This is a genomic window from Nocardia sp. NPDC059154, from assembly GCF_042755705.1.
Taxonomy (GTDB): Bacteria; Actinomycetota; Actinomycetes; order Mycobacteriales; family Mycobacteriaceae; genus Nocardia.
In genome coordinates, this window is sequence record NZ_JBHZCS010000008.1 from 54,168 (window position 1) to 74,704 (window position 20,537).

A 20,537-nucleotide genomic window follows, 5' to 3' on the forward strand; every position below is an offset into this window, starting at 1 on the left:
CCGAACAGTTGTGTAGGAGTGGTTGTGTCGAGCGTCGGATCCACCATCGATGCCGGTTTCGTGGCCAGGCACGCGGAATTGGCGCGGGGGTATGGCGGCGGAGGCGATCCGGCGGACCCGGCGCTCGTGCAGGCCATGCAGATGGTGCTGCACATTCCGAAGAACGATCCACCGGCGCGCAGCGCACTGCTGGCAGCCGCCGCCTCGGCGGTGGTGGCGCTGTGCCTCGACGAGCGGGTCGGGCCCGATGGGGAGTGGGAGGAGCGCTATCTGACCTGGAAACGCTCGCGTATTCGCAAGGTGGCGCGGCGGGCGCGCGGGGCGCAGTGGCTGGCGGCGCAGGAAGTCGACGGTGTCACAGTCGATTTCGCGGGTGCGCAGGCGCGGGCGCTGGTGCCGGGACCGGTCGGCGAGGTGGATCCGCGCATCCGGCGCCTCCAGATCAGCGGCACCGAGCTGCAGGTCGAGGAGGAGATCGCAATCGACCCGGAATCTCCGGTGCTATGGGTGAACGCGGAACTGGGTATGACTGTAGGGAAGGCTGCGGCACAGGTAGGGCATGCCAGTATGTTGCTGGCAGGCGCTCTGCCGGTGCAGCGGGCGTATGCGTGGGCCGCACAGGGATTCCGGTGCACCGTCGCGGAGGCCGATCCGGGCCGCTGGGCGGAGTTGCAGCGGCGGGTGGCCGAGGGCAGCGCGGTGGCGGTGCGCGATGCCGGTTTCACCGAGGTGGCACCGGGGTCGACGACCGTGATCGCGGTGGCGTAGTGCGGATGTCGCACTAGCGAAACCGGATGGTCGGCGCACTGACCTATATGGGCAGTGCATATCGACTTCCCCGGTCGGGTCGGCAAGGATCGATTCACGTTTCCTCGAAAGGAAACCACCGAAATGACAACACTGCTGGTTGTTCTCATCGTGTGGGCGGCGCTCTCGGTCCCGGCGGCACTCATTCTGGCGCGCATGTTCCGGTCCACGCGGGCGGATGCGCGGGACCGCGGGTTGGCGGGCCCGGAGCGCGAACCATCGGAATTCGATGGTGGCGCACACGAAATCGCTTATCGCCATCGCAATTCCGGAGAGGACACGCACCGAGTTTTCCCACCACGTTGACGAGCATCCAGGGCGGTGGGCCAAGATGGACCCCGTGCCGCAACCGGATCCCGATCTGCTCATCGATTTCAGCGACGTCACCGTCCGACGTTCCGGACATACTCTGGTCGGTCCGGTCACCTGGCAGGTGGAATTGGACGAGCGCTGGGTCGTTCTCGGCCCCAACGGCGCCGGCAAGACCTCGCTGCTGCGCATGGCCGCCGCCGAGATGCACCCCACCTCCGGGGTCGCCAACCTGCTCGGCGAGACCCTGGGCCGGGTCGACATCAACGAGCTACGCCCGCGCATCGGCCTGTCCTCGGCCGCCATCGCCAGCCGGGTGCCGCTCGACGAGAAGGTTGCCGACCTGGTGGTCTCGGCCGGCTACGCGGTGATGGGCCGCTGGCGGGAGAGCTACGACGACATGGACACCGACCGGGCTGTCGACATTCTGGAAAGCCTGGGCGCGGAACACCTTTCCGATCGCGCCTACGGGACGCTGTCGGAGGGGGAGCGCAAGCGGGTGCTCATCGCCCGGGCGCTCATGACCGATCCGGAACTGCTGCTGCTCGACGAACCGGCCGCCGGACTGGATCTGGGCGGGCGTGAGGAGCTGGTCGAGCGGCTCGGCGATCTGGCCGCCGATCCGGATGCGCCCGCCACCGTGCTGGTCACCCACCACGTGGAGGAGATTCCGCCGGGCTTCACCCACGGCATGCTCCTCAATGAGGGCAGTGTGGTCGCGCAGGGTCTGCTCACCGATGTGCTGACCTCCGAGAACCTGAGTGACGCGTTCCGCCAGTCGATTCAGCTGGACCGTATCGAGGGGCGCTATTTCGCACGCCGCAGCCAGCGCTTCGGGCGGCACCGCAACCGCTGAAAGCTGCCTCCCGCAACCTGTCTCGCGAACCGCGGCGCGCTGCGATTGCATCCGCCGCTACCGCCGGGCAAACTGTCCGCAACTGCCGCGGATGGAGGGAGCTGGCTGTGGGCCGGTGCATCGGCGCCATCACGATTCTGGCCATCGCGGTGGTCGCCACCGGCTGTGTGGCCGATCCACCGGCCGCCCAGCGGGTTTCGAATTCGCACGCCGCGGAAACCCTGGGCCGGGCCACGGTCCCGTCGGACCTGAACGGTAGGACCGTGCAGCTCAGCTATGACAGCGGCTCGGGCGGAACCATTGTCTTCTCGGCGGACGGGCGCACCCTGACCTACATCGCCGCCGACACCGGACGCCGGTCGAGCATGCCGGTAACGGTCGCATCCATTGCGGCCGGCATCTTCCTGGTTACCTGGGCCGACGACTCCGGCGTGGTGGTCAGCCAGGTGCAGGACTATCGGACCGGCAAGGTGGAGGGCACCTGGACCCGGCGCGATGACGCCGGTCGGGCCGTCATCGAAACCCGCACCGGATCAGTCCGTGTGACCGACTGACCATCAGTCCATGTGACCGAGTGACCAGCGAACCCGCAGCGCGTGGTATCGCTTAGCCGGGGCAACGGTTATGGTGCGAAAGGTGAGCGAAGCAATGGCCCAGTCCGAATCCCAGCCCGCGGCCGCGCCCGTCAAGGACGCGTCCACGGTCATGCTGGTGCGCGACGGTGCGCACGGGCCCGAGGTGTTCCTGCAGCGTCGAGTGGGTGGAATGGCCTTCGCGGCCGGCATGACCGTCTTCCCCGGCGGCGGCGTCGACCCCTCCGACGCGTCCATCGCACTGGACTGGGCCGGACCCGAACCCGCCTGGTGGGCCGAGCGATTCGGCATCGACGCCGGCCGTGCCCAGGCGCTGGTCTGCGCGGCCGTGCGCGAGACCTTCGAGGAGTGCGGGGTGCTGCTGGCGGGACCGACCGCCGACAGCGTCGTCAGCGACACCGCGGTCTACGCCGAAGCGCGCGGGCAGCTGGAACGCCGCGAACTGTCCTTCGCCGAATTCCTCACCCGCGAGAACCTGGTGCTGCGCGCCGACCTGCTGCGCCCGTGGGACAACTGGATCACCCCGGTGATCGAGCCGCGCCGCTACGACACCCGCTTCTTCGTCGCGGTGCTGCCGGAGGGTCAGCTCGCCGACGGCGCCACCTCCGAGGCCGACGTGGTCGCCTGGTGCACCCCCGCCGAGGCCATCGGCCGCTGGCGCGAGGGTGTGGACGTGCTGCTGCCGCCGACCTGGACCCAGCTCGCGGCGCTGAACGAATTCGCCTCCACCGCCGAGATTCTCGCGGCCGGCCGGGACATCACCCCGATCATGCCGGTGTACGACCCGTCGGGCGGCGGTCCGGCGCTGGCGTTCCCGCACGCCGACCGCTACTTCGCCGAGTTGCCCGACAATTCGCGTATCCGCGGTTCGCAGCGACCCGAGTAGTGCCCGCCCGGGCGGAGCGTCCCGGTGCCCGGGGTCCGAAGTAGGGTGATCGGCTGTGGCCGAATTCGTGACCGTGGACCGGGGTGTGGCGGAGCATGTCGCCGTGCTCCGCATCGCACGCCCGCCGATGAATCTGATCGATCTCCAGGTGGCGCTGGAGGTGGCGGCGGCCGCCGAGGAGATCGCGGCCGACGCGTCGATCGCGGCCGTGGTGGTCTACGGCGACGAGCGGGTGTTCTCCGCCGGTGACGAACTGGCCGAACTGGCCCGGCTCACCCCCGAGCAGGCGCAGGCCATGGCCGGCGACTTCCAGTCGGCGCTGGGCTGCCTGGCCCGGCTGCCGCAGCCGACCGTGGCCGCCATCAGCGGATACGCCCTCGGCGCGGGGCTGGAGCTGGCCCTGGCCGCGGACCGCCGGATCATCGGCGACAACGTGAAACTGGGCCTGCCGCAGATCAGGGCCGGGCTGATCCCGCTGGCCGGTATCCGCCGGTTGAGCCTGCTGATCGGTCCCTCGCACGCCAAGGATCTGGTGTACAGCGGCCGGTTCGTGGATCCGGAGGAGGCCGCGGCGCTCGGGCTGGTCGACGAGGTGGTCGCGCCCGACGACGTGTTCGCCGCCGCCCTGCGGTGGGCGAAGCAGTTCACCGACGGTCCGCGCGCGGCCCTGGCCGCTGCCAAGCGGGTGTTCGAGGCGGGCACGCACGGCCACGATCGGGCGCGTCGTGAGTGGGCGGATCTGTTCGGCAGCGAAGATCAGCAGGTTGGAACACGTTCCTATTTGGTCGACGGTCCGGATGCGGCCCGGTTCACCGGCCGTTAAGCAGCCCGATAACACCGTTCACCGGGGTATTCATTAGGCTGCCCTGCATGACAGTTGGTCCTGAAGACCCCGCGCCGAACCCGCACGCCACCGAGGCGGAGGTCCAGGCCGCGTATAGCGACAACAAGCTCGCCCAGGTCCTGTATCACGACTGGGAAGCCGAGACCTACGACGACAAGTGGTCCATCTCCTACGACGAACGCTGCATCGAGTACGCGCGGGGCCGCTTCGACGCCGTCGCCCCGAGCGCCGAGCTGCCCTACGACCGGGCCCTCGAACTCGGCTGTGGCACCGGCTTCTTCCTGCTGAACCTGATGCAGGCGGGCGTCGCCAAGCGCGGCTCGGTCACCGATCTGTCCCCGGGCATGGTCAAGGTCGCCACCCGCAACGGCCAGAACCTGGGCCTGGACGTGGACGGCCGGGTCGCCGACGCCGAGACCATCCCCTACGAGGACGACACCTTCGACCTCGTCGTGGGCCACGCCGTGCTGCACCACATCCCGGATGTGGAGCTGGCGCTCAAGGAGTGCCTGCGCGTGCTGAAGCCGGGCGGCCGGTTCGTGTTCGCGGGTGAGCCGACCACCATCGGCAACCTCTACGCCCGCAAGCTGGGCCAGGTCACCTGGAAGATCACCACCGAGATCACCAAGCTGCCGTTCCTCAGCGACTGGCGTCGCCCGCAGGAGGAGCTCGACGAGTCCTCCCGCGCCGCCGCCCTCGAGGCCGTCGTCGACCTGCACACCTTCGACCCGTCCGACCTCGAGCGCATGGCCCGCAGCGCCGGCGCCGTCGAGGTGCAGGCCAAGACCGAGGAATTCGCCGCCGCCCTGTGGGGCTGGCCGGTGCGCACCTTCGAGGCCGCTGTCCCCGACGAGAAGCTGACCTGGCGCTACCGCATGGCCCAGTACAAGGCGTGGCTGGCGTTCTCGGCCCTCGACGAGAAGGTGCTGCGCCACGTGGTGCCCCGCCAGTTCTTCTACAACGCCATGATCACCGGCGTGAAGCCCCGCGCCTCCGCCAAGTAGGCCGGTCCACGAATCCCCGTGGGCTACGCCTTCTCTCGCGCTGACATCGCCTACCTCGCCAGTCCGGCCGGCGCGGCCGCCCTGGCCGAGGTAGGCGATTTCGCGCTCACCCCCGCCTCGCTCCTCAAGGACCTGGAGCGCCTCCGCCGCGACCACGGCGACCACGCCCCCGCCCTCGTGGAAACGGTCCGCCTGCGCCGCCGCGCGACAGCCAAACTCGACGGCGCGGGGGAGTGGCTCTTCACCGACGACGCCCTCCAGCAGGCCACCCCGTCGGCCGTAGCTCGCCACCGCGCCCAGCGCTTGGCCGGCCGCACGGTCCACGACGTCACCTGCTCCATCGGCGCGGAATTGGCCGCCCTGGCCGAGGTCTGCCCCGCCGTGATCGGCAGCGACCTCGACGACGTACGTCTCGGGATGGCTCGGCACAATCTCGGTGTGCCGCTGGTGAATTCCCGCTCGGACGGCGATGCGATCCACCACGGGGATGCGAGCGTTGCTGGGCAGGGACGTGGCGTCCCGTCGGCGATCGGCAGCGTATCCACTGCGGCGCTCGCCGGGGCGGAGGTGCGAAATGTAGTGCTGGTCAAGGCGGATGCGCTGGTGCCGTGCAGTAGCGCCGAGGTCGTGATCGCGGATCCGGCGCGGCGGGCGGATGGGCGGCGGACGCATGATCCGGCGAAGCTGCAGCCGCCGCTGCCGGATCTGCTCGCGGCATATGCCGGGCGGGACCTGGCCGTGAAGTGTGCTCCCGGACTGGATTTCGAAAAGCTCGGCTGGGCGGGGGAGATCGAAGTCGTCTCGCTCGACGGGGCGGTGCGGGAAGCCTGCCTGTGGTCACCGGGTTTGGCGGAGCCGGGTGTGACCCGCCGCGCGACCGTGCTCTCGTCCACTGCCGCGCCCTGGACTCTCACCGATGCCGATCCGGACGATATCCCCGAGCGTGAGCCGGGGGAGTGGATCATCGACCCGGACGGGGCGGTCGTCCGTGCGGGGCTGGTGCGGCACTATGCCGCGAAACACGGGCTGTGGCAGCTGGATCCGCGCATCGCGTACCTGACCGGCGACCGGGTTCCGGAGGGTGTGCGGGGGTTCCGGGTGCTCGATCGGATGGAATTCCGGGAGAAGCCGCTACGGGCCGAGTTGCATCGGCGCGACTGTGGTCCGCTGGAGATCCTCGCGCGTGGTGTCGATATCGACCCGGATGCGCTCCGTGCCCGGCTCAAACCGCGAGGCTCCCAGCCACATACGCTGGTCGTCACCCGGATCGGCCGGGCGGCAACGGTTTTCCTCTGCGCCACGCCCTGACGCGGCGTCTCCGCCCCGGTAGCTCGCGCTGTTTCAGCCCTGATAGCTGACGCGGGTGGGCCGCATGACGAGGACGACGCGGTGCGGATGGTCGCCGACCGGCTTGTCGTAGGCCAGCCCGTACCGCTGCGCCAGGACGTCGAAGAACTCACCCTCGGGGTCGGCGTCGATGCGCTCGATGACGCCGCGCACCTCGAGGTAGCGGTAGGGAGCCTCGGGATCATTGATGCTCACCGCCACGTGCGGGTCGCGAGACGTATTGCGGTGCTTGGCGCGAGTGGTGGTCGTGGTGAAGCGCAGGACCTCACCGTCCCAGATCTGCCAGACCGGGGTGACCTGCGGGGTGCCGTCCGGGTTGAGGGTGGCCAGGTGCGCGAACAGCGGGCGGGTCAGCAGGTCGGTGTACTTCTCAGGAATGACGGGGTGGGTCACGGTGTGCTCCTTCAGAGTTGGGAGATCTCGACGATGCGGAAGCCGGCGGGGACGCCGTCGCCGTAGGGGCCGTTCTTGTCGAACTGGGAGACCGTGACCAGCGCGTGGCCGCCGGTGTGCACGATCGAGGTGGGGATGTCGAGCGCGGGGTCGGTGACGCGGTGCTGCAGTTCGGCTTTCGCGCCGTCGTTCCCGAGCCGCCAGCGGGACACGGCGTTCCCCTTGTTGTGCACCACCCACAGGGTGTCGCCGCGCAGTTCCAGGCCGTCGCCGTCGAGCGCGTCGCCGCCGGTGCGCTCGATCCGTTGCGCGGTCGGTTGTGGTCCGGTCGAGACCCGGTAGAGGTCGCCGTTGGTCATGTCGACCACGATCAGATACCGGCACCCGTCGTCGGCGGCAATGCCGTTGAGGGTCATGGGATTCCGCGCGGCCGGGTCCTTGGCGGCGCCGAGGTCGAGGTAGACCCGCAGTTCGCCGCCGTGCCCGTCGTGCGCGAGCGCGTCGGCGAGCTGGTCCGGTCCGATGCGGTAGACCACGTTCCGCACGCTGTCGGTGACGTAGACGCTGCCGTCCGGGGTGATGGCCAGATCGTTGACGAACGGCTGCCCGGCGGCCGGGACGTCGAAGCGGGCCAGTAGTGCGCGAGTCCCCGTGTCGTACACCGTGATTCCCGCGGTGTGGTCGATCACCCAGAGCCGCCCGGCGGCATCGACCTTCACGCCGTTGGCGGTGTGGCGTCCGTCCGCGCCCGCCGCCAGGAAGGTCTCGGCCGCGGTCGTGCCCGGCGTGGCCCGGTAGATCGCGCCGGTGAGGAACGAGCTCGCGTACACGTCGCCGGTGCGCGGATCGACGGTGATGCTCTCCGGATACGCGCGCTCGGGCAGGTCGTACGCGGTGGTGATGCGGTCGGGCGCCGGGGTGTTGTGGTCGGGCGCGGCGCCCGGCGTCGCCGCGTCGCCGGTGCTGCACGCCGCCGACGCCAGCAGCAGCGCCGCCGTCACCGCGGGCGCGGCCCAGCGGCGAATCGGGTGGGACATGGTTCGTGCCTTTCGATCCCGGTGGATAGAGATGACATCTGAGTGCGAGAGCGAAGATAGATTAGACCTCTAATGATCGTCAAGGTTCGAACAACTGCATGAGCTATCATGCCGGGGTGACGTCGATGCCGGTCGAAGAACGCCTGGGGACCTTCATCAAGCGCGCCGAACAGGCGCTGATGGGTGCGAAGAACGCCGCCCTCAAACCCGCGGGCGTGACGATTCCGCAGTACGCGGCCCTCTACGTACTGAGTGAGAACCCGGGCATTTCGGCGGCCGAGCTGGCCCGGCGCTGCGGCGTCACGCCGCCCACCATGAACACGGTCCTCACCAATCTGCGCGAGCGCGGCCTCATCGAGCGCACGCCGCACGCCTGGCACCGCAATGTGCTCGAGACCCGGCTCACCGAGGAGGGCCGCACCGTCATGCACGCCGCCGACAAGCGGGCGGTCCCGGTCGAACGCGCGCTGGCCGCGGAGTTCACCGATGCCGAGCGCGAGGCGCTCATGTCCATGCTCGAGCGTGCGGCCACCCTGCTCGATTCGGTGCGGCCGGACTGATCGCTAACGGTTGCTGATGGCGCTGAAGTCGGCGACGAATCTGGTGAGCAGCCGGGCGAATTCGGTGCGGTCGCGCTCGCCCCAGGCCGCGGTCGCCTCGGCGAAGACGGCCTGGCGGTTGGCGTGGGCGCGGCTCAGTGCGGTCTGCGCGGCGGGCGTCAGGTGCAGGTGGATGCGTCGCGCGTCGTGCTGGTCGGCACGGCGTTCCAGCAGGCCCTCGGTGACCGCGCGCGCCACCAGGCGGCTGGCGCGGGGCTGATCCACGCCCAGCGCGGCCGCGATGTCGGTGACGGTGGCCTCCCCGTCGCGCGCCTCGACCGCATCGAGCACGCCGAAGATGGTCGGATCGAAGGCCGGTCCGCCGCCGCGGGCCGCGAATCTATTGAGCGCACGCCGGGTCTGGCTGCGCCGGATGGCCACCATGGCGCGCTCGATGGCGACGATCGCGGGGTCGTTGTCCTTCACCCTTGCCATCGTACAATTCCTTGCTAAAGTACATGTATATGTAATAAGATAACTGATTGGAGAATGTCATGACCGACACCCCGAAGCCGATCGGATACTGGTTCAAGCACATCGACAAGACCCTCGAAGAGAACTTCGCCGCCCTGCTCGCCACCGAGGGCCTGCTGCGCCGCCACTGGCAGATCATGCACACCCTCTCCGGTGGCGCACTCGACGCGACCGGGCTCGACGTAGCCCTCTCGCCGTTCCTGAACGCCCAGGACCCTACGGCCGCACCATATGTCGGCACACTGCTCGACCGCGGCTGGGTCGTTCGCGATGCCGCGGGTGCCTACACCCTCACCCTCGAGGGCATCGGCGCGCACGCGAAACTGCTGGAGCGCATCGGGATTCAACGCACGGCGGCGACCGAGGGCCTCAGCGACGACGACTACCGCACGCTGCTCGATCTGCTGCAGCGCGTTTCGGCGAACGTCGACGCGTTCGCGCTGACCTTGCGGTAGCCGGCGCCCGTCACGGGTGCGGCGGCACCCGCTCGACCCGGGTCCAGCCCTTCCAGCCCCGCTCTGCCAGGATCGCCATGAGCCGTTCGGCGACCGGTGAGGTCTCGAGCATGGTCGTGTCCAGCAGGTCGACGAATTGATCGTCCATCACGTCGGTGAACTTGCCGCCGACTCTGCCGGTATCCGCCTCGCCGGCTGTCATGGCGCGAATCAACAAGCGCTCCAGGATGTCGGCGACCTCGACGATTCGCGAGTCGTCCGCCGACCAGTCGAGCGCGCCACACCCGACCGCGCGATCGGCATCGACTGGAAGCGCTCGAAGATCCCGCTCTTGATATCTGTGAACAGCCGGAACGCGGTGTAGGAGATACCCGATGCGATCGTGATGAGCAGGATGCCGGGCAGCATGTAGTCCACGTACTTTTCCGAGTCCGTGGCGATCGCACCGCCGAACACGTAGACGAACAGCAGCATCATGGCGATCGGCACGATCGCGGTGGTGATGATGGCGTCGGGGCTGCGGGTGACATGGCGCAGGGTCCGGCCCGTGAGTGCGGCGGTATCACCGAAGAAGTAGGAGGGCATCGTCTTTCCTAGGGGTTCGTGTCAGCGACGGAGTTCGCGCCGGCGACGTCGCTCTCGGGGTCGTCGCCGATGATCGCGAGGAAGATCTGCTCGAGCGTCGGCCGCTTCTCGACGTACTCGACGGTGGCGGGCGGGAGCAGTCGCTCCAGTTCGCCGAGCGTGCCGTTCGCGATGATCCGGCCCCGGTGCAGGATCGCGATCCGGTCGGCCAATTGTTCGGCCTCGCCGAGGTATTGGGTGGTGAGCAGTACCGTCGTGCCGTGGCCGGCGAACTCCTCGATCGTCTGCCACACCTCGAGGCGCGCCTCCGGATCGAGTCCGGTCGTCGGCTCGTCCAGGAAGATCACCGGCGGATTCCCGATGAGGCTCATGGCGATATCCAGGCGGCGGCGCATCCCACCCGAATAGGTGGACACCTTCCGTGCACCGGCGTCGGTCAGCGAGAAACGCGCGAGCAGGTCATCCGCGATCGCGCCGGGTTGCGCGAGGTGGCGCAGCCGGGCGACGAGCACGAGATTCTCCCGCCCGCTGAGGATCTCGTCGACGGCCGCGAACTGACCGGTGAGGCTGAAGGATTCGCGCACTGCGGCCGGTTGGGTGGCGACATCGAAGCCGTTCACGCCGACCGTTCCCGCGTCGGCCTTCAGCAGCGTGGCCAGGATCCGCACGGTGGTGGTCTTGCCCGACCCGTTGGAGCCGAGCAGCGCGAAGATGCTGCCGCGCTCTACATCGAAGTCCACACCCCGCAGCACTTCGAGCTGACCGTACGATTTCTCGAGACCCCGCACCCGGATGGCCGGGGCGTGGGCCGTTTCGGCCGTCGTCATCGTTCTTCTCCATCCCGGAGCTGTTCCGGTCGTTCCGGGAGGCTCCTGGCACCAGGATGGAGGGTTGACCCCCAGCGTCAGGGTCAAGCCGGACGCGGCGTCACTTCTCGGGTTTGAAGACGAACAGCTCGCCGATGCGGGTGGTCACCACGACCTCGCCCTGATCGCCCACGGCGGTGGCCACGGTCGTGCCCTCCGCGCCGGGCAGCTCGTTCGACTGCACCGTGGCGCCGGTCTTCGTGTCGAAGGTGACCAGCGTCAGCTTGTCGCCGATCGGCGCGACCGTGTACCCGGTCCCGCCCGCCGTCTGCACCGGCCGCCCGCGCAGCTCCAGATCCTTACGCTCCCAGGCGATCTCGGCGCTGTTCCCCCGGTCGCGCAGCGCGACCAGATGCCCCTCGTCGCCGGCGGGGACCAGCAGTCCGTCGGCCACCGAGATGCCGCCGCGCGCCGGGAAACCCAGATCCTGCACCCATTTGGTGTGCCCGGTGGCGGCGTCCACGGCCATCAGCCGGTTGGTGTTGTCGCCGACGTACACCGTGGACCCGTCGGCCGACAGCGCCGGGCTGGTGGCGCTGCCCTGTTCGAGCAGCTGCGCGGTCCAGTCGACGTGAACGTCCTTGCCGCCGTAGGTGAGTGCGATCAGTGCGGCCGCCTTGTCGCCCGGCTTCCACACCGTCGCGTAGAAACGCCCCGACTTCTGGTCCACCGCCGACACATTCGCGATCGGGCACTGCGGCCCGCCGGTCGCGCAGTCCTCCAGGCCCTGCCGGTCCGGCGGCCGGCTCAGCGACGGGTTGGTCAGGAAGTCGGGCTCGCCGAGCAGCTGGAAGGTGGACACCTGCCGATCGCCGGTCTGCCGGCTGAGCACGTCCACCTGTCCGGACTGGGTCACCGACAGGACATTTCCGTCACCGGTGAACTGCACCGACACCGGTGTCCCGGCGGCCGGGGTGCGCCAGCGTGGCTGCCCGGAATTGTTGAAGGAGTTCACCGCGCCGTCGTCGCCGACGTACACATTGCCGACGCCGTCCACCGCGGAGCCGCCGTCGACGGCGCTGGGACCCATCGGATTGCAGAACCGCTTGCGCCCGGTCGGCATCTGGAACGAGACAATATTGCAGGCATTGGCGCGGGTGGTGACGTACAGCTGCCCGTCGCCGCCGATCGTCACCGGCTGTGCGACCGGACCGCCCACGGGCCGAGACCAATTCAGCGCCAGCTTCCGCGACCCGGTGACCGGACTCGACCCGCTGTTGTGCGCGTCGCGGAAGGCCAGCGGCCACCCCTTGCCCGGGCCTACGCCGATATCGTCGACCTTGGTGCTGCCGTACGCGCACGCGGTCAGCGTGAACAGCCCGGCGCTCGCCAGAGCCAGCACCTTCGCCCCGGTGCGGGTGCGTCGTTCACGTCCGGTCCGCCGCCTGCCGTTTCGCACCTGCTGGTGTCCCTTCTGCCAGTACGGAAGTCTGTAGTTTCTCGCCGGGCCGCTACAGCCGGAGCACAGCCTACTTTCACGCCCTGTGAGGGGGGCGGATACCCTCGTTGAAACGACCGGTGAACACAGGGAGTAGTTCGTGACGAGCATGTGGGGCGCACCGTTGCGCTCGCGTTGGCGGGGGTCGCGCCGCCGTGATCCGGAGCAGGCGCGTTTCCTCACCCTCGCGTCCCTCAGGTGGGTTCTCGCCAATCGCGCCTACACGCCCTGGTATCTGGTGCGCTACTACCGGCTGTTCAAGTTCAAGATGGCCAATCCGCACGTGGTGTTGCGCGGCATGGTGTTCCTGGGCCGCCGGGTCGAAATCCACGCCACCCCGGAACTGGGCCGGCTGGAGATCGGCCGCTGGGTGCACATCGGCGACGGTAATGCCATTCGCTGCCACGAGGGTTCGCTGCGCATCGGCGACAAGGTGGTGTTCGGCAAGGACAATGTCGTCAACACCTACCTCGATATCGAGATCGGCGAATCCACCCTGGTCGCCGACTGGTGCTACATCTGCGACTTCGACCATGTCACCGACGACATCAACCTGCCCATCAAGGACCAGGGCATCGTGAAGTCCCCGGTGCGCATCGGCCCCGACACCTGGATCGCCGCCAAGGTCACCGTGCTGCGCTCCACCCGGGTCGGCCGCGGCTGCGTGCTCGGCGCCCACGCCGTGGTCAAGGGCGACGTCCCCGACTACTCCATCGCCGTCGGCGCCCCCGCCAAGGTGGTCAAGAACCGCAAGGACGCCTGGGACTCCGCCGCCGAGAAGCGCGCCGCCCACCTGGCCGCCCTCGCCGACATCGAACGCAAGAAGAGCGGCGCCACCGCGTCCTGACAAATCACCGCCTGACCCATCACCGCACAGAGGCCGGGCCGCGATGCCCGGCCTTTGTCATGCCCGCCCGGTACGTTCAGGCGCATGCACCGCTACGCCGCCTTCCTGCGCGGGATCATGCCCACCAACCCCAATATGCGCAGTGAGAAACTGCGCGGCGTCTTCGAGGGTCTCGGCTTCGAGACGGTGAGCACCTTGCTCACCAGCGGCAATGTCGTCTTCCGGTCCGACGACTCGGATGTCCCGGCCCTGGAAGCCAAGATCCAGCAGGCCCTCAACTCCGAACTGGGCATCCCCGGCGGCACCCTGATCCGGACCCACGCCCAGCTCCAGGCCCTCATCGACTCCGACCCCTTCGCCGGCCTCACCCACGGCCGCGAGACCTACCTGACGGTCACCTTCGTCCGCGACATCCCGAAGTCCCTCCCCGAATTCCCCGAGGGCGAATCCACCGTCCGCCTCGTCCGCTTCGACAAGCCCTGCCGCGCCCTGCTCTCGGTCATCGACAACACCGACCCCAGCACCACGGGTTTCATGGCAGTCGTCGAGAAGGCCTACGGCAAGGACATCACCACCCGCACCTTCCTGACGGTCCAGAAGGCCCTCAAAAAGATGGACGCCTAACGCATTTCGGCCTGCGGGCCGTCGTGGGGCGCGATACCGTGGGCCGGTGACTCTCGGATTTCGAGCTGTGCTGACCGGCGTGGCGTCCGTCGCGCTGGTGGGGTCGCTCGCCGCGAATGCTCATGCGACGCCGTCCAGCGGCATCAGCGCCGTGATCCTCTCGCAGACCACCATCGGCGGTATGGACTACATTCTGCGCGAAATCACCGTGGCGCCAGGCGGTTCCACCGGGTGGCATTACCACGATGGGACGTTGTACGCGCTGGTGCGGCAGGGCGAGCTGAGCCATTACGGGTCGGACTGCGCGGTGGACCAGACCGGCGGGCCGGGAACCACGTTCGTGGAGCGGGCCGGGTCGGGGAATGTGCATCTCGAGCGGAATCTGGGCACCGAGCCGCAGATCCTCGATGTGCTGTACGTCCTGCCCGCGGGCAGTCCACTGTCCGAGGATGCGCCGAATCCGGGCTGCCCGTTCGACTGACCGGCTGCCGGGGTCGAGCGTCCGCTGACCCCGAATTAGAACTCGTTCCAATTCGGGGCGCAGGGATGTCCCAGGTGAATTCGAGCCGAGGGGCTCAGTACGGCTGGTTCGGGTCGCGTTCGGGGAGTGGGCGTTCCGCGATCACGGGACGGCCCAGCGGTGTCCGGACGCGGCGCTTGGCGGACTGGTAGACCAGGGCGGTCTCCTCGGCGACCACGTCCCAGGCGAAGTCGGCGGTCAGCCGCTCGCGGGCGGACCAGGCGCGATCCTGGGCGGCGGCGGGGTCGTCCAGCACCGAGATCACCGCGTCCGCAACGCCGTTCACGTCGGCCGGTTCGAACGAGGCGCCGGTGACGCCATCGGTGACCAGGTCGCCGAGCCCACCGGCGGTGGAGGTGACCAGCGGGGTGCCCGCGGCCGCCGCCTCCAGCGCGACGATGCCGAAGGGCTCGTAGCGGCTGGGCAGCACGATGGCATCGGCGCTGTGCAGCCAGCCGAGCAGATCGGTGTGGTCGAGCTTGCCCACGAAGTTGACCGCGCGCGCCACCCGGTGCGCGCGGGCCCGCTCACGCAGCCAATCGAATTGGGTGCCGATACCGGCCACCGTCAGGGTCGTGCCCGGGTGCGCCTTGCGGATCCGCGGCAGCGCGGCAATCGCGTCCTGGATGCCCTTCTCGTACTCCAGCCGGCCCACGTACAGCAGTCGCGGCGGACCGGAGCGGGGCGCGCGCTCACGGAAGGTCCACGCGCCCACGTCGATACCGTTGCGGATCACCGTCATCGGCACCCGCTCGGCGCCGTAGAGCCGGTGCACCTCGTCCTTCATGGACTCCGAACAGGTGATGAGCGCGTCGGATTCGTGCGCCAGCCACCACTCCACCGAGTGCACCTGCCGATTCACCCGTCCCGACACCCAGCCGCTGTGCCGGCCCGCCTCGGTGGCGTGAATGGTGGAAACCAGTGGCACGTCGTAATACTCGGCCAGCGTGATGGCCGGGTGCGCGACCAGCCAGTCGTGCGCGTGCACCACGTCCGGTGTCCAGCCCTCGCCGATGCCGGGCTTGTTCAGCGCGATGCCGGCCCGCACCATGGCGTGGCCCATGGCCAGCGTCCAGGCCAGCATGTCCTCGCCGAAATCGAAGGCCGGTGGATCCTCGGCGACCGCCACCACCAGTACGCCCTCCTCGATGAAGGAGTGCGTCGGGTGGGTGGTGGCGTCGGTGCCCATCGGACGGCGCGCCAGCACGACGACTTCGTGCCCGGCCGCGGCCAGTTCGACGGCGAGGTGATGCACGTGGCGGCCCAGCCCGCCGACTACGACGGGTGGGTACTCCCACGACACCATCAAGATCTTCATGCGGGTCCTTCTGAAGCGGGGCCGAGCCTGCGCGCATCGAGCGCGGGGAAGAGTCCGTCGGCCGCGTACCATCCTGCCGCCAACTGCCCCGCTTTGGCGAGTTGCCCGGCCGCCACCGCCGCGGCGATCTCGCGCACGGCGTGGGCGTGTTCATGGGCGCGGTCACGCGCGTATCCGGCCGCGGAATCCTTGGACACCATGAACGCCCAGTCGCTGGAGACGGTGAGGATCGCCTCTCGCAGCAGCTGGTCGGCAACCGTGTCGCGGAGCCCGAATCGGTCATTGTGTATCGATCCGGCGTCCACCCGCATCTTGTCGAGGGTGTCCAGGGCCAGCCGCACCACCTCGGCGTTGAGCTCGACCAGATCCGCGACCTGGTCCCCGGCCCACACCCGCCAGTCCTTGCCCGAACCCCAGGAGGAGTCGGCCAATTCGACGCGTTCGCCCACGTAACCACGGGCCCGCGCATCGGCGAGCGTGCCGACGGTGACCCCCGCCTCGGGCAGTGCGCGCAGCACCTGTTCGAGCCACTGCGGACCCTCGTGCCACCAGTGCCCGAACAGTTCGGTGTCGAACGCGGCCACCACCAGGGCAGGGCGACGGATCCGTTCCGACTCCGAGATCAGCCGCTCCCGCACGGTCGCCACGAAGTCCGCGACGTCCTTCTCGATGGCCGCGGCGGCGAGTTCGGGATCGTAAGGGGCCTTGTCGGGGCCCGCGACGGTCTTGCCGGTGACGCGCGCCGGCTTCAGTCCGGTGGCGTGATCGTAGTGATGGAAATCACGATAGAAGGGCTGCCCCGGGTACCCGGATTTCGGCGACCACACCCGGTAGCTGACCGTCAGGTCGCGGCCGAAGGCCACCACATCCGAATCCCACACCGGCCGCCCGAGCGTGGTGTCACCGCGCAGCGCGGGACCGTCCACCATGAAGTGCGAGATGCCGACCTTGTCGTAGGTCGTTTCCATCCCGGGCGTGAACCCGCACTCCGGAGCCCAGATGCCGGAGGGTGTGTGCCCCCATCGGGCCCGAGCGTCCGCCAGCCCCTCGGTCAGTTCGTACTCGCGCAGCCGCGGATCCAGCAGCGGCTGGAACGGATGCGACAACGGCCCGCCCAGCAATTCGATGGCCTCGGCGTCGATGAGCTCGCGCCACACCGGCGAGGCCCCGTGCATCCAGCGCGTCTCGAAATCGTCGAGAGCCGTTGCGGCGAGCCGGTGTTCGTGCCCGCCGAGCGCGGTATTGCCCGCCATGGACGCCTCGTCGGCACGCAGCCGCCAGTTGCCCAGCCAGTGGTGCATGCCCTTCAGGCAGTGCGGATCATCCAGCTGCGCCGCCAGCACCGGCGTGATCCCCAGGCTGATCAGGTGCGAACGGCCCTCGGCCGCAAGGGTTCTCAGCACCTTCGCCACGGGCAGGTAGGACGCCGCCCACGACTGGTACAGCCACTCCTCGCCGACCGGCCACCGCCCGTGATGGGCCAGCCACGGCAGATGTGAGTGCAGGACCAGCGTGAACTGGCCCGGCACCGGGGAAAGCTTGTCACTCACGGCTTCACCGCGATGGCCAGCAGATCCAGGCTGGCGTCGATATCCCGCGCGGTGTCGGCGACCAGTTCGAAATCGTCGATGCGCACGGCGGCCACGTCCGTGGCCAGCTCCGCCGGCCACGGCTCGCCCGCCAGCGCCCGCTCGATCTGCGCGTCGATGATCGACCCGCCCCACTTCGCGTCCAGCGCTACGAGTTCGGGCCCGTGGAAGATGCCGGCCATCAGTTCCACGGTGAAACCGGCCTCGACGAGAAGTTCGGTCATCTCGGCGGCATTCAGCTCACGCGTGTGGAAAGGGTTGAGCGGCGTATCGCGCCCGGGGGAGAAGGTGATCCGGTTGGGGGTGGAGATCAGCAGCTTGCCGCCGGGCCGCAGCACCCGCAGGCATTCGCGCAGGAACTGCGCCTGGTCCCAAAGGTGCTCGATCACTTGGAAGTTCACCACGATGTCGACCGAGGCGTCGTCGAGCGGCAGCGCGGCCAGATTGCCCTGCACCATCCGCACCCGCGGGTACTTGGCGCGCACGTGCGCGACCGCGCTGTCGTCGTAGTCCAGGCCGGTGACCTGCGCGGCGACGTCGGCGATCATATTGGCGCCGTAGCCTTCTCCGCTGCCGGCCTCGAGCACGATCTTGCCCGCGCAGTGCTCCAGCATGCGCACGTAGGCGATCTCGTGCCGCCGGAACCAGTAGTTCTCCTCGGCGATGCCGGGCACCGTCCGCTCACCGGTCAAAGGCAAGGGATCGGTGGGGTTTTCAACAGGACTCACGGCCTCGCTCATTGCTCCGACGTTAGCGGTTGTCCATATCACACCCGCGACCGGATCAGCCGATGCAGAAAGTCACACGCTAAGTTACCCACGAGTAACTTAACGTAGGGTAATCTCCCGGACGAGCTACTTGTGGACGTACGTGACGAACTCGTGCGACCGCCATACCCAGTGCCACCAGAACAGGAGGTCGACGAAGACCAATGCCGAACATCGTCGTACTGATCAAGCAGGTTCCCGACACCTGGTCCGAGCGCAAGCTGACCAGCGGTGACTACACCCTCGACCGCGAGGCCGCCGACGCCATCCTCGATGAGATCAACGAGCGCGCCGTCGAGGAGGCGCTGTTGATCAAGGAGGCGCAGGGCGGCGAGGTCACCGTGCTGGCCGCAGGCCCCGACCGGGCCACCGAGGCCATCCGCAAGGCCCTGTCCATGGGCGCGGACAAGGCCATCCACATCAACGACCCGGCCATCCACGGCTCCGACGCCGTGCAGACCGCCTACATCCTGGCCGCGGCGCTGGGCCAGATCGAGGGCATCGAGCTGGTCATCGCGGGCAACGAGGCCACCGACGGTCGCGCCGGCGCCGTTCCGGCCATCATCGCCGAGTACCTGGGCCTGCCGCAGCTGACCCACCTGCGCAAGCTGACCGTCGACGGTGAGCGCATCGCCGGCGAGCGGGAGACCGACGAGGGTGTGTTCAAGCTCGAGGCCACTCTTCCGGCCATCGTCTCGGTCACCGAGAAGATCAACGAGCCGCGCTTCCCGTCCTTCAAGGGCATCATGGCCGCCAAGAAGAAGGAAGTTCAGACCTTCACCCTGGCGGATCTGGGCGTCGACCCGGAGACCGTGGGCGTTGCGAACGCCGGCACCCAGGTGACCGGTGTGACCCCGAAGCCGGCGCGCACGGCGGGCGAGAAGATCGTCGACGAGGGCGAGGGCGGCAACCAGATCGCCACCTACCTGGTCGGCCAGAAGATCATCTAAAGCCCCCGAGCCCAACGACTTTCAGGAGATAGAAAAAATGGCAGAAGTTCTGGTGCTCGTGGAGCACGCTGACGGTGCGCCCAAGAAGGTGACCACCGAACTCCTCACCGCCGCCCGCTCGCTCGGTACCCCGGCCGCCGTCGTGGTCGGCCCGGCCGGCACCGCCGACAAGCTGGGTGACGCCCTGGCCGCCGCCGGCGCCGAGAAGATCTACGTCGCCGAGGGCGACGACGCCGAGGGCTTCCTCGTCACCCCCAAGGTCGACGTGCTCGCCGGCCTGTCCGAGTCCGCAGCCCCGGCCGCGATCCTGGTCGCCGCCACCGCGGAGGGCAAGGAGGTGTCGGGTCGCCTGGCCGCCCGCATCGGTTCCGGTCTGCTCATCGACGCCATCGCCGTGAACGGTGACGGCTCGGTGCAGCACTCCATCTTCGGTGGCGCGTTCACCGTGGACGCCAAGGCCACCGGCGACGTGCCGGTGATCTCGGTGCGCCCGGGCGCCGTCGAGGCCGCCCCGCAGGCCGCCGCCGGCGAGAAGGTCGCCGTCGAGCTGCCCGCGCAGGAAGAGGGCGTCGTCAAGGTCGTCTCGCGTGAGCCGAACGTGGGCGGCGACCGCCCCGAGCTCACCGAGGCCGCGATCGTGGTCTCCGGTGGCCGTGGTGTCGGTTCCGCCGACAACTTCGGCAAGGTCGTCGAGCCGCTGGCCGACGCCCTCGGTGCCGCCGTCGGTGCGTCCCGCGCCGCCGTCGACTCCGGCTACTACCCGGGCCAGTTCCAGGTCGGTCAGACCGGTAAGACGGTCTCCCCGCAGCTGTACGTCGCCCTCGGCATCTCCGGCGCCATCCAGCACCGCGCCGGCATGCAGACCTCGAAGACCATCGTGGCCGTCAACAAGGACGAAGAGGCCCCGATCTTCGAGATCTCGGACTACGGCATCGTCGGCGACCTGTTCAACGTCGCCCCGCAGCTGACCGAGGCCGTGAAGGCCCACAAGGGCTGATTCACCCCTGGTGAAAGCACTCCGAATGTCCCCCGGTCCGAGCGGCCGGGGGACATTCGTCTGTTCGGGGGCCGGAGGTTCCGCCCTCGCCGGCAAGGGGTCGGCCTGATCGGGTGAGGCGGGGCGTGCGTCGTAAAGTGGCACGGTGCTTGGGCGATTCGATCCTCGGCGTCGGCGGGCTGAGCCGGTCGCCTCTGAGAAGGCCGATGCGGCAGGCGATGTCGAGCTGACCGATATGGTCGCGGCCTTGCATCTCGATCTGGCCGAATGGCTGGGGTCGGATGCGCCGCCGAAGGTGTTCGACCGGATCTCCGGCGCGCTCGACGAGGGCTTCACCTCGGTGGTGACGACCGGGCAGGCGGTGGATCGGGAGACGTTTCTGACGGGGATCTGGTCGGCCCGGAATGTGCTGGCGGGGGTGGAGATCGAGGT

Annotated in this window: 24 protein-coding genes and 1 pseudogene; 15 read left to right on the forward strand and 10 right to left on the reverse strand. The window is 68.9% G+C overall.

Features of this window, described 5'->3' with window-relative positions; all coding sequences use genetic code 11:
• Positions 1 to 24 precede the first annotated feature (24 nt).
• The 8 genes from ACFXN1_RS09625 (at position 25) to ACFXN1_RS09660 (ending at position 6,607) form a co-directional block, all read left to right on the forward strand.
• Positions 25 to 768, forward strand: a complete 744-nt coding sequence (locus tag ACFXN1_RS09625) for a peptidyl-tRNA hydrolase (RefSeq protein ID WP_379402334.1) — start codon at positions 25 to 27, stop codon at positions 766 to 768.
• A 54-nt stretch (positions 769 to 822) separates the two neighbouring features.
• Positions 823 to 1,113 (forward strand): hypothetical protein, encoded by a 291-nt coding sequence (locus tag ACFXN1_RS09630; protein WP_379437706.1) that lies wholly within the window; start codon positions 823 to 825, stop codon positions 1,111 to 1,113.
• Between the two features lie 25 nt (positions 1,114 to 1,138).
• Complete coding sequence (locus tag ACFXN1_RS09635; RefSeq protein WP_354835130.1) at positions 1,139 to 1,972, forward strand: ABC transporter ATP-binding protein; 834 nt, start codon at positions 1,139 to 1,141, stop codon at positions 1,970 to 1,972.
• A 107-nt stretch (positions 1,973 to 2,079) separates the two neighbouring features.
• A complete protein-coding gene (locus ACFXN1_RS09640; RefSeq protein WP_379437707.1) occupies positions 2,080 to 2,526 on the forward strand; it encodes a hypothetical protein in 447 nt (148 codons plus the stop codon).
• A 70-nt stretch (positions 2,527 to 2,596) separates the two neighbouring features.
• Positions 2,597 to 3,451 (forward strand): NUDIX hydrolase, encoded by an 855-nt coding sequence (locus tag ACFXN1_RS09645; protein ID WP_379402336.1) that lies wholly within the window; start codon positions 2,597 to 2,599, stop codon positions 3,449 to 3,451.
• Between the two features lie 55 nt (positions 3,452 to 3,506).
• Positions 3,507 to 4,274, forward strand: coding sequence for an enoyl-CoA hydratase-related protein (locus ACFXN1_RS09650; RefSeq protein ID WP_379437709.1), 768 nt, complete (start codon positions 3,507 to 3,509; stop codon positions 4,272 to 4,274).
• Between the two features lie 47 nt (positions 4,275 to 4,321).
• Positions 4,322 to 5,299, forward strand: a complete 978-nt coding sequence (locus ACFXN1_RS09655; protein WP_379437710.1) for a class I SAM-dependent methyltransferase — start codon at positions 4,322 to 4,324, stop codon at positions 5,297 to 5,299.
• Positions 5,300 to 5,317: 18 nt separating this feature from the next.
• A complete protein-coding gene (locus ACFXN1_RS09660; protein WP_379437712.1) occupies positions 5,318 to 6,607 on the forward strand; it encodes a class I SAM-dependent methyltransferase in 1,290 nt (429 codons plus the stop codon).
• A 33-nt stretch (positions 6,608 to 6,640) separates the two neighbouring features.
• Here the strand turns inward: ACFXN1_RS09660 and ACFXN1_RS09665 are convergent, their stop codons facing one another.
• Together ACFXN1_RS09665 and ACFXN1_RS09670 are read right to left on the reverse strand one after the other, a co-directional pair.
• Positions 6,641 to 7,039 (reverse strand): PPOX class F420-dependent oxidoreductase, encoded by a 399-nt coding sequence (locus ACFXN1_RS09665; protein WP_379437714.1) that lies wholly within the window; start codon positions 7,037 to 7,039, stop codon positions 6,641 to 6,643.
• A gap of 11 nt (positions 7,040 to 7,050) precedes the next feature.
• On the reverse strand, positions 7,051 to 8,076 hold the full coding sequence (locus ACFXN1_RS09670; RefSeq protein ID WP_379437716.1) for an SMP-30/gluconolactonase/LRE family protein: 1,026 nt from the start codon (positions 8,074 to 8,076) through the stop codon (positions 7,051 to 7,053).
• 98 nt (positions 8,077 to 8,174) lie between these two features.
• Here ACFXN1_RS09670 and ACFXN1_RS09675 point away from each other — a divergent pair, with 98 nt between their 5' ends.
• Positions 8,175 to 8,636 carry a MarR family winged helix-turn-helix transcriptional regulator gene (locus ACFXN1_RS09675; protein WP_379437718.1) on the forward strand — a complete coding sequence of 154 codons (462 nt, stop codon included), beginning with the start codon at positions 8,175 to 8,177 and terminating at the stop codon, positions 8,634 to 8,636.
• A 3-nt stretch (positions 8,637 to 8,639) separates the two neighbouring features.
• On the opposite strand, the gene ACFXN1_RS09680 is transcribed toward ACFXN1_RS09675, so the two are convergent.
• Positions 8,640 to 9,110, reverse strand: coding sequence for a MarR family winged helix-turn-helix transcriptional regulator (locus ACFXN1_RS09680; RefSeq protein WP_379437720.1), 471 nt, complete (start codon positions 9,108 to 9,110; stop codon positions 8,640 to 8,642).
• Between the two features lie 59 nt (positions 9,111 to 9,169).
• On the opposite strand from ACFXN1_RS09680, the gene ACFXN1_RS09685 reads away from it, so the two are divergent.
• A complete protein-coding gene (locus ACFXN1_RS09685) occupies positions 9,170 to 9,604 on the forward strand; it encodes a hypothetical protein (RefSeq protein WP_379437721.1) in 435 nt (144 codons plus the stop codon).
• Positions 9,605 to 9,614: 10 nt separating this feature from the next.
• Here ACFXN1_RS09685 and ACFXN1_RS09690 read toward each other — a convergent pair whose 3' ends face one another.
• The 4 genes and pseudogenes from ACFXN1_RS09690 to ACFXN1_RS09705 all read right to left on the reverse strand — a co-directional run bounded on the left by ACFXN1_RS09690 (position 9,615) and on the right by ACFXN1_RS09705 (position 12,454).
• On the reverse strand, positions 9,615 to 9,806 hold the full coding sequence (locus ACFXN1_RS09690) for a hypothetical protein (RefSeq protein ID WP_379437723.1): 192 nt from the start codon (positions 9,804 to 9,806) through the stop codon (positions 9,615 to 9,617).
• An 83-nt stretch (positions 9,807 to 9,889) separates the two neighbouring features.
• A pseudogene (locus ACFXN1_RS09695) lies at positions 9,890 to 10,189 on the reverse strand (ABC transporter permease); the annotation flags it as partial.
• Between the two features lie 8 nt (positions 10,190 to 10,197).
• On the reverse strand, positions 10,198 to 11,016 hold the full coding sequence (locus ACFXN1_RS09700; RefSeq protein ID WP_379437724.1) for an ABC transporter ATP-binding protein: 819 nt from the start codon (positions 11,014 to 11,016) through the stop codon (positions 10,198 to 10,200).
• 100 nt (positions 11,017 to 11,116) lie between these two features.
• On the reverse strand, positions 11,117 to 12,454 hold the full coding sequence (locus ACFXN1_RS09705; protein WP_379437726.1) for a PQQ-binding-like beta-propeller repeat protein: 1,338 nt from the start codon (positions 12,452 to 12,454) through the stop codon (positions 11,117 to 11,119).
• Between the two features lie 139 nt (positions 12,455 to 12,593).
• Between ACFXN1_RS09705 and ACFXN1_RS09710 the strand changes: the two genes are divergently transcribed.
• The 3 genes from ACFXN1_RS09710 (at position 12,594) to ACFXN1_RS09720 (ending at position 14,445) form a co-directional block, all read left to right on the forward strand.
• On the forward strand, positions 12,594 to 13,340 hold the full coding sequence (locus ACFXN1_RS09710) for an acyltransferase (RefSeq protein ID WP_379402352.1): 747 nt from the start codon (positions 12,594 to 12,596) through the stop codon (positions 13,338 to 13,340).
• 84 nt (positions 13,341 to 13,424) lie between these two features.
• On the forward strand, positions 13,425 to 13,964 hold the full coding sequence (locus tag ACFXN1_RS09715; protein ID WP_379437727.1) for a DUF1697 domain-containing protein: 540 nt from the start codon (positions 13,425 to 13,427) through the stop codon (positions 13,962 to 13,964).
• A 46-nt stretch (positions 13,965 to 14,010) separates the two neighbouring features.
• On the forward strand, positions 14,011 to 14,445 hold the full coding sequence (locus ACFXN1_RS09720) for a cupin (RefSeq protein WP_379402355.1): 435 nt from the start codon (positions 14,011 to 14,013) through the stop codon (positions 14,443 to 14,445).
• Between the two features lie 94 nt (positions 14,446 to 14,539).
• On the opposite strand, the gene ACFXN1_RS09725 is transcribed toward ACFXN1_RS09720, so the two are convergent.
• Genes ACFXN1_RS09725 through ACFXN1_RS09735 form a run of 3 tightly spaced genes read right to left on the reverse strand, consistent with a single transcriptional unit; the run spans position 14,540 to position 18,131 of the window.
• Positions 14,540 to 15,802 carry a glycosyltransferase family 4 protein gene (locus tag ACFXN1_RS09725; protein WP_379402357.1) on the reverse strand — a complete coding sequence of 421 codons (1,263 nt, stop codon included), beginning with the start codon at positions 15,800 to 15,802 and terminating at the stop codon, positions 14,540 to 14,542.
• Positions 15,799 to 17,352 (reverse strand): 1,4-alpha-glucan branching protein domain-containing protein, encoded by a 1,554-nt coding sequence (locus ACFXN1_RS09730; protein WP_379437729.1) that lies wholly within the window; start codon positions 17,350 to 17,352, stop codon positions 15,799 to 15,801. The genes ACFXN1_RS09725 and ACFXN1_RS09730 overlap by 4 nt, the downstream gene beginning before the upstream one ends.
• Positions 17,349 to 18,131 carry a class I SAM-dependent methyltransferase gene (locus ACFXN1_RS09735; RefSeq protein ID WP_379437730.1) on the reverse strand — a complete coding sequence of 261 codons (783 nt, stop codon included), beginning with the start codon at positions 18,129 to 18,131 and terminating at the stop codon, positions 17,349 to 17,351. The genes ACFXN1_RS09730 and ACFXN1_RS09735 overlap by 4 nt, the downstream gene beginning before the upstream one ends.
• Before the next feature lie 191 nt (positions 18,132 to 18,322).
• Between ACFXN1_RS09735 and ACFXN1_RS09740 the strand changes: the two genes are divergently transcribed.
• Both ACFXN1_RS09740 and ACFXN1_RS09745 read left to right on the forward strand, forming a co-directional pair.
• Positions 18,323 to 19,108: an electron transfer flavoprotein subunit beta/FixA family protein gene (locus ACFXN1_RS09740; protein ID WP_326309084.1), complete on the forward strand. Its 786-nt coding sequence runs from the start codon at positions 18,323 to 18,325 to the stop codon at positions 19,106 to 19,108.
• A 37-nt stretch (positions 19,109 to 19,145) separates the two neighbouring features.
• Complete coding sequence (locus ACFXN1_RS09745) at positions 19,146 to 20,105, forward strand: electron transfer flavoprotein subunit alpha/FixB family protein (protein ID WP_379437732.1); 960 nt, start codon at positions 19,146 to 19,148, stop codon at positions 20,103 to 20,105.
• Positions 20,106 to 20,537: the final 432 nt, after the last annotated feature.

What these genes read in the sequence shown, in the direction of transcription:
- ACFXN1_RS09635 (WP_354835130.1), top strand. Translation starts at nt 1,139, where the DNA reads ATGGACCCCGTGCCGCAACCGGATCCCGATCTGCTCATCGATTTCAGC.
- ACFXN1_RS09645 (WP_379402336.1), top strand. Translation starts at nt 2,597, where the DNA reads ATGGTGCGAAAGGTGAGCGAAGCAATGGCCCAGTCCGAATCCCAGCCC.
- ACFXN1_RS09655 (WP_379437710.1), top strand. Translation starts at nt 4,322, where the DNA reads ATGACAGTTGGTCCTGAAGACCCCGCGCCGAACCCGCACGCCACCGAG.
- ACFXN1_RS09670 (WP_379437716.1), bottom strand. Translation starts at nt 8,076, where the DNA reads ATGTCCCACCCGATTCGCCGCTGGGCCGCGCCCGCGGTGACGGCGGCG.
- ACFXN1_RS09675 (WP_379437718.1), top strand. Translation starts at nt 8,175, where the DNA reads ATGAGCTATCATGCCGGGGTGACGTCGATGCCGGTCGAAGAACGCCTG.
- ACFXN1_RS09680 (WP_379437720.1), bottom strand. Translation starts at nt 9,110, where the DNA reads ATGGCAAGGGTGAAGGACAACGACCCCGCGATCGTCGCCATCGAGCGC.
- ACFXN1_RS09685 (WP_379437721.1), top strand. Translation starts at nt 9,170, where the DNA reads ATGACCGACACCCCGAAGCCGATCGGATACTGGTTCAAGCACATCGAC.
- ACFXN1_RS09690 (WP_379437723.1), bottom strand. Translation starts at nt 9,806, where the DNA reads ATGACAGCCGGCGAGGCGGATACCGGCAGAGTCGGCGGCAAGTTCACC.
- ACFXN1_RS09700 (WP_379437724.1), bottom strand. Translation starts at nt 11,016, where the DNA reads ATGACGACGGCCGAAACGGCCCACGCCCCGGCCATCCGGGTGCGGGGT.
- ACFXN1_RS09715 (WP_379437727.1), top strand. Translation starts at nt 13,425, where the DNA reads ATGCACCGCTACGCCGCCTTCCTGCGCGGGATCATGCCCACCAACCCC.
- ACFXN1_RS09725 (WP_379402357.1), bottom strand. Translation starts at nt 15,802, where the DNA reads ATGAAGATCTTGATGGTGTCGTGGGAGTACCCACCCGTCGTAGTCGGC.
- ACFXN1_RS09735 (WP_379437730.1), bottom strand. Translation starts at nt 18,131, where the DNA reads ATGAGCGAGGCCGTGAGTCCTGTTGAAAACCCCACCGATCCCTTGCCT.
- ACFXN1_RS09740 (WP_326309084.1), top strand. Translation starts at nt 18,323, where the DNA reads ATGCCGAACATCGTCGTACTGATCAAGCAGGTTCCCGACACCTGGTCC.
- ACFXN1_RS09745 (WP_379437732.1), top strand. Translation starts at nt 19,146, where the DNA reads ATGGCAGAAGTTCTGGTGCTCGTGGAGCACGCTGACGGTGCGCCCAAG.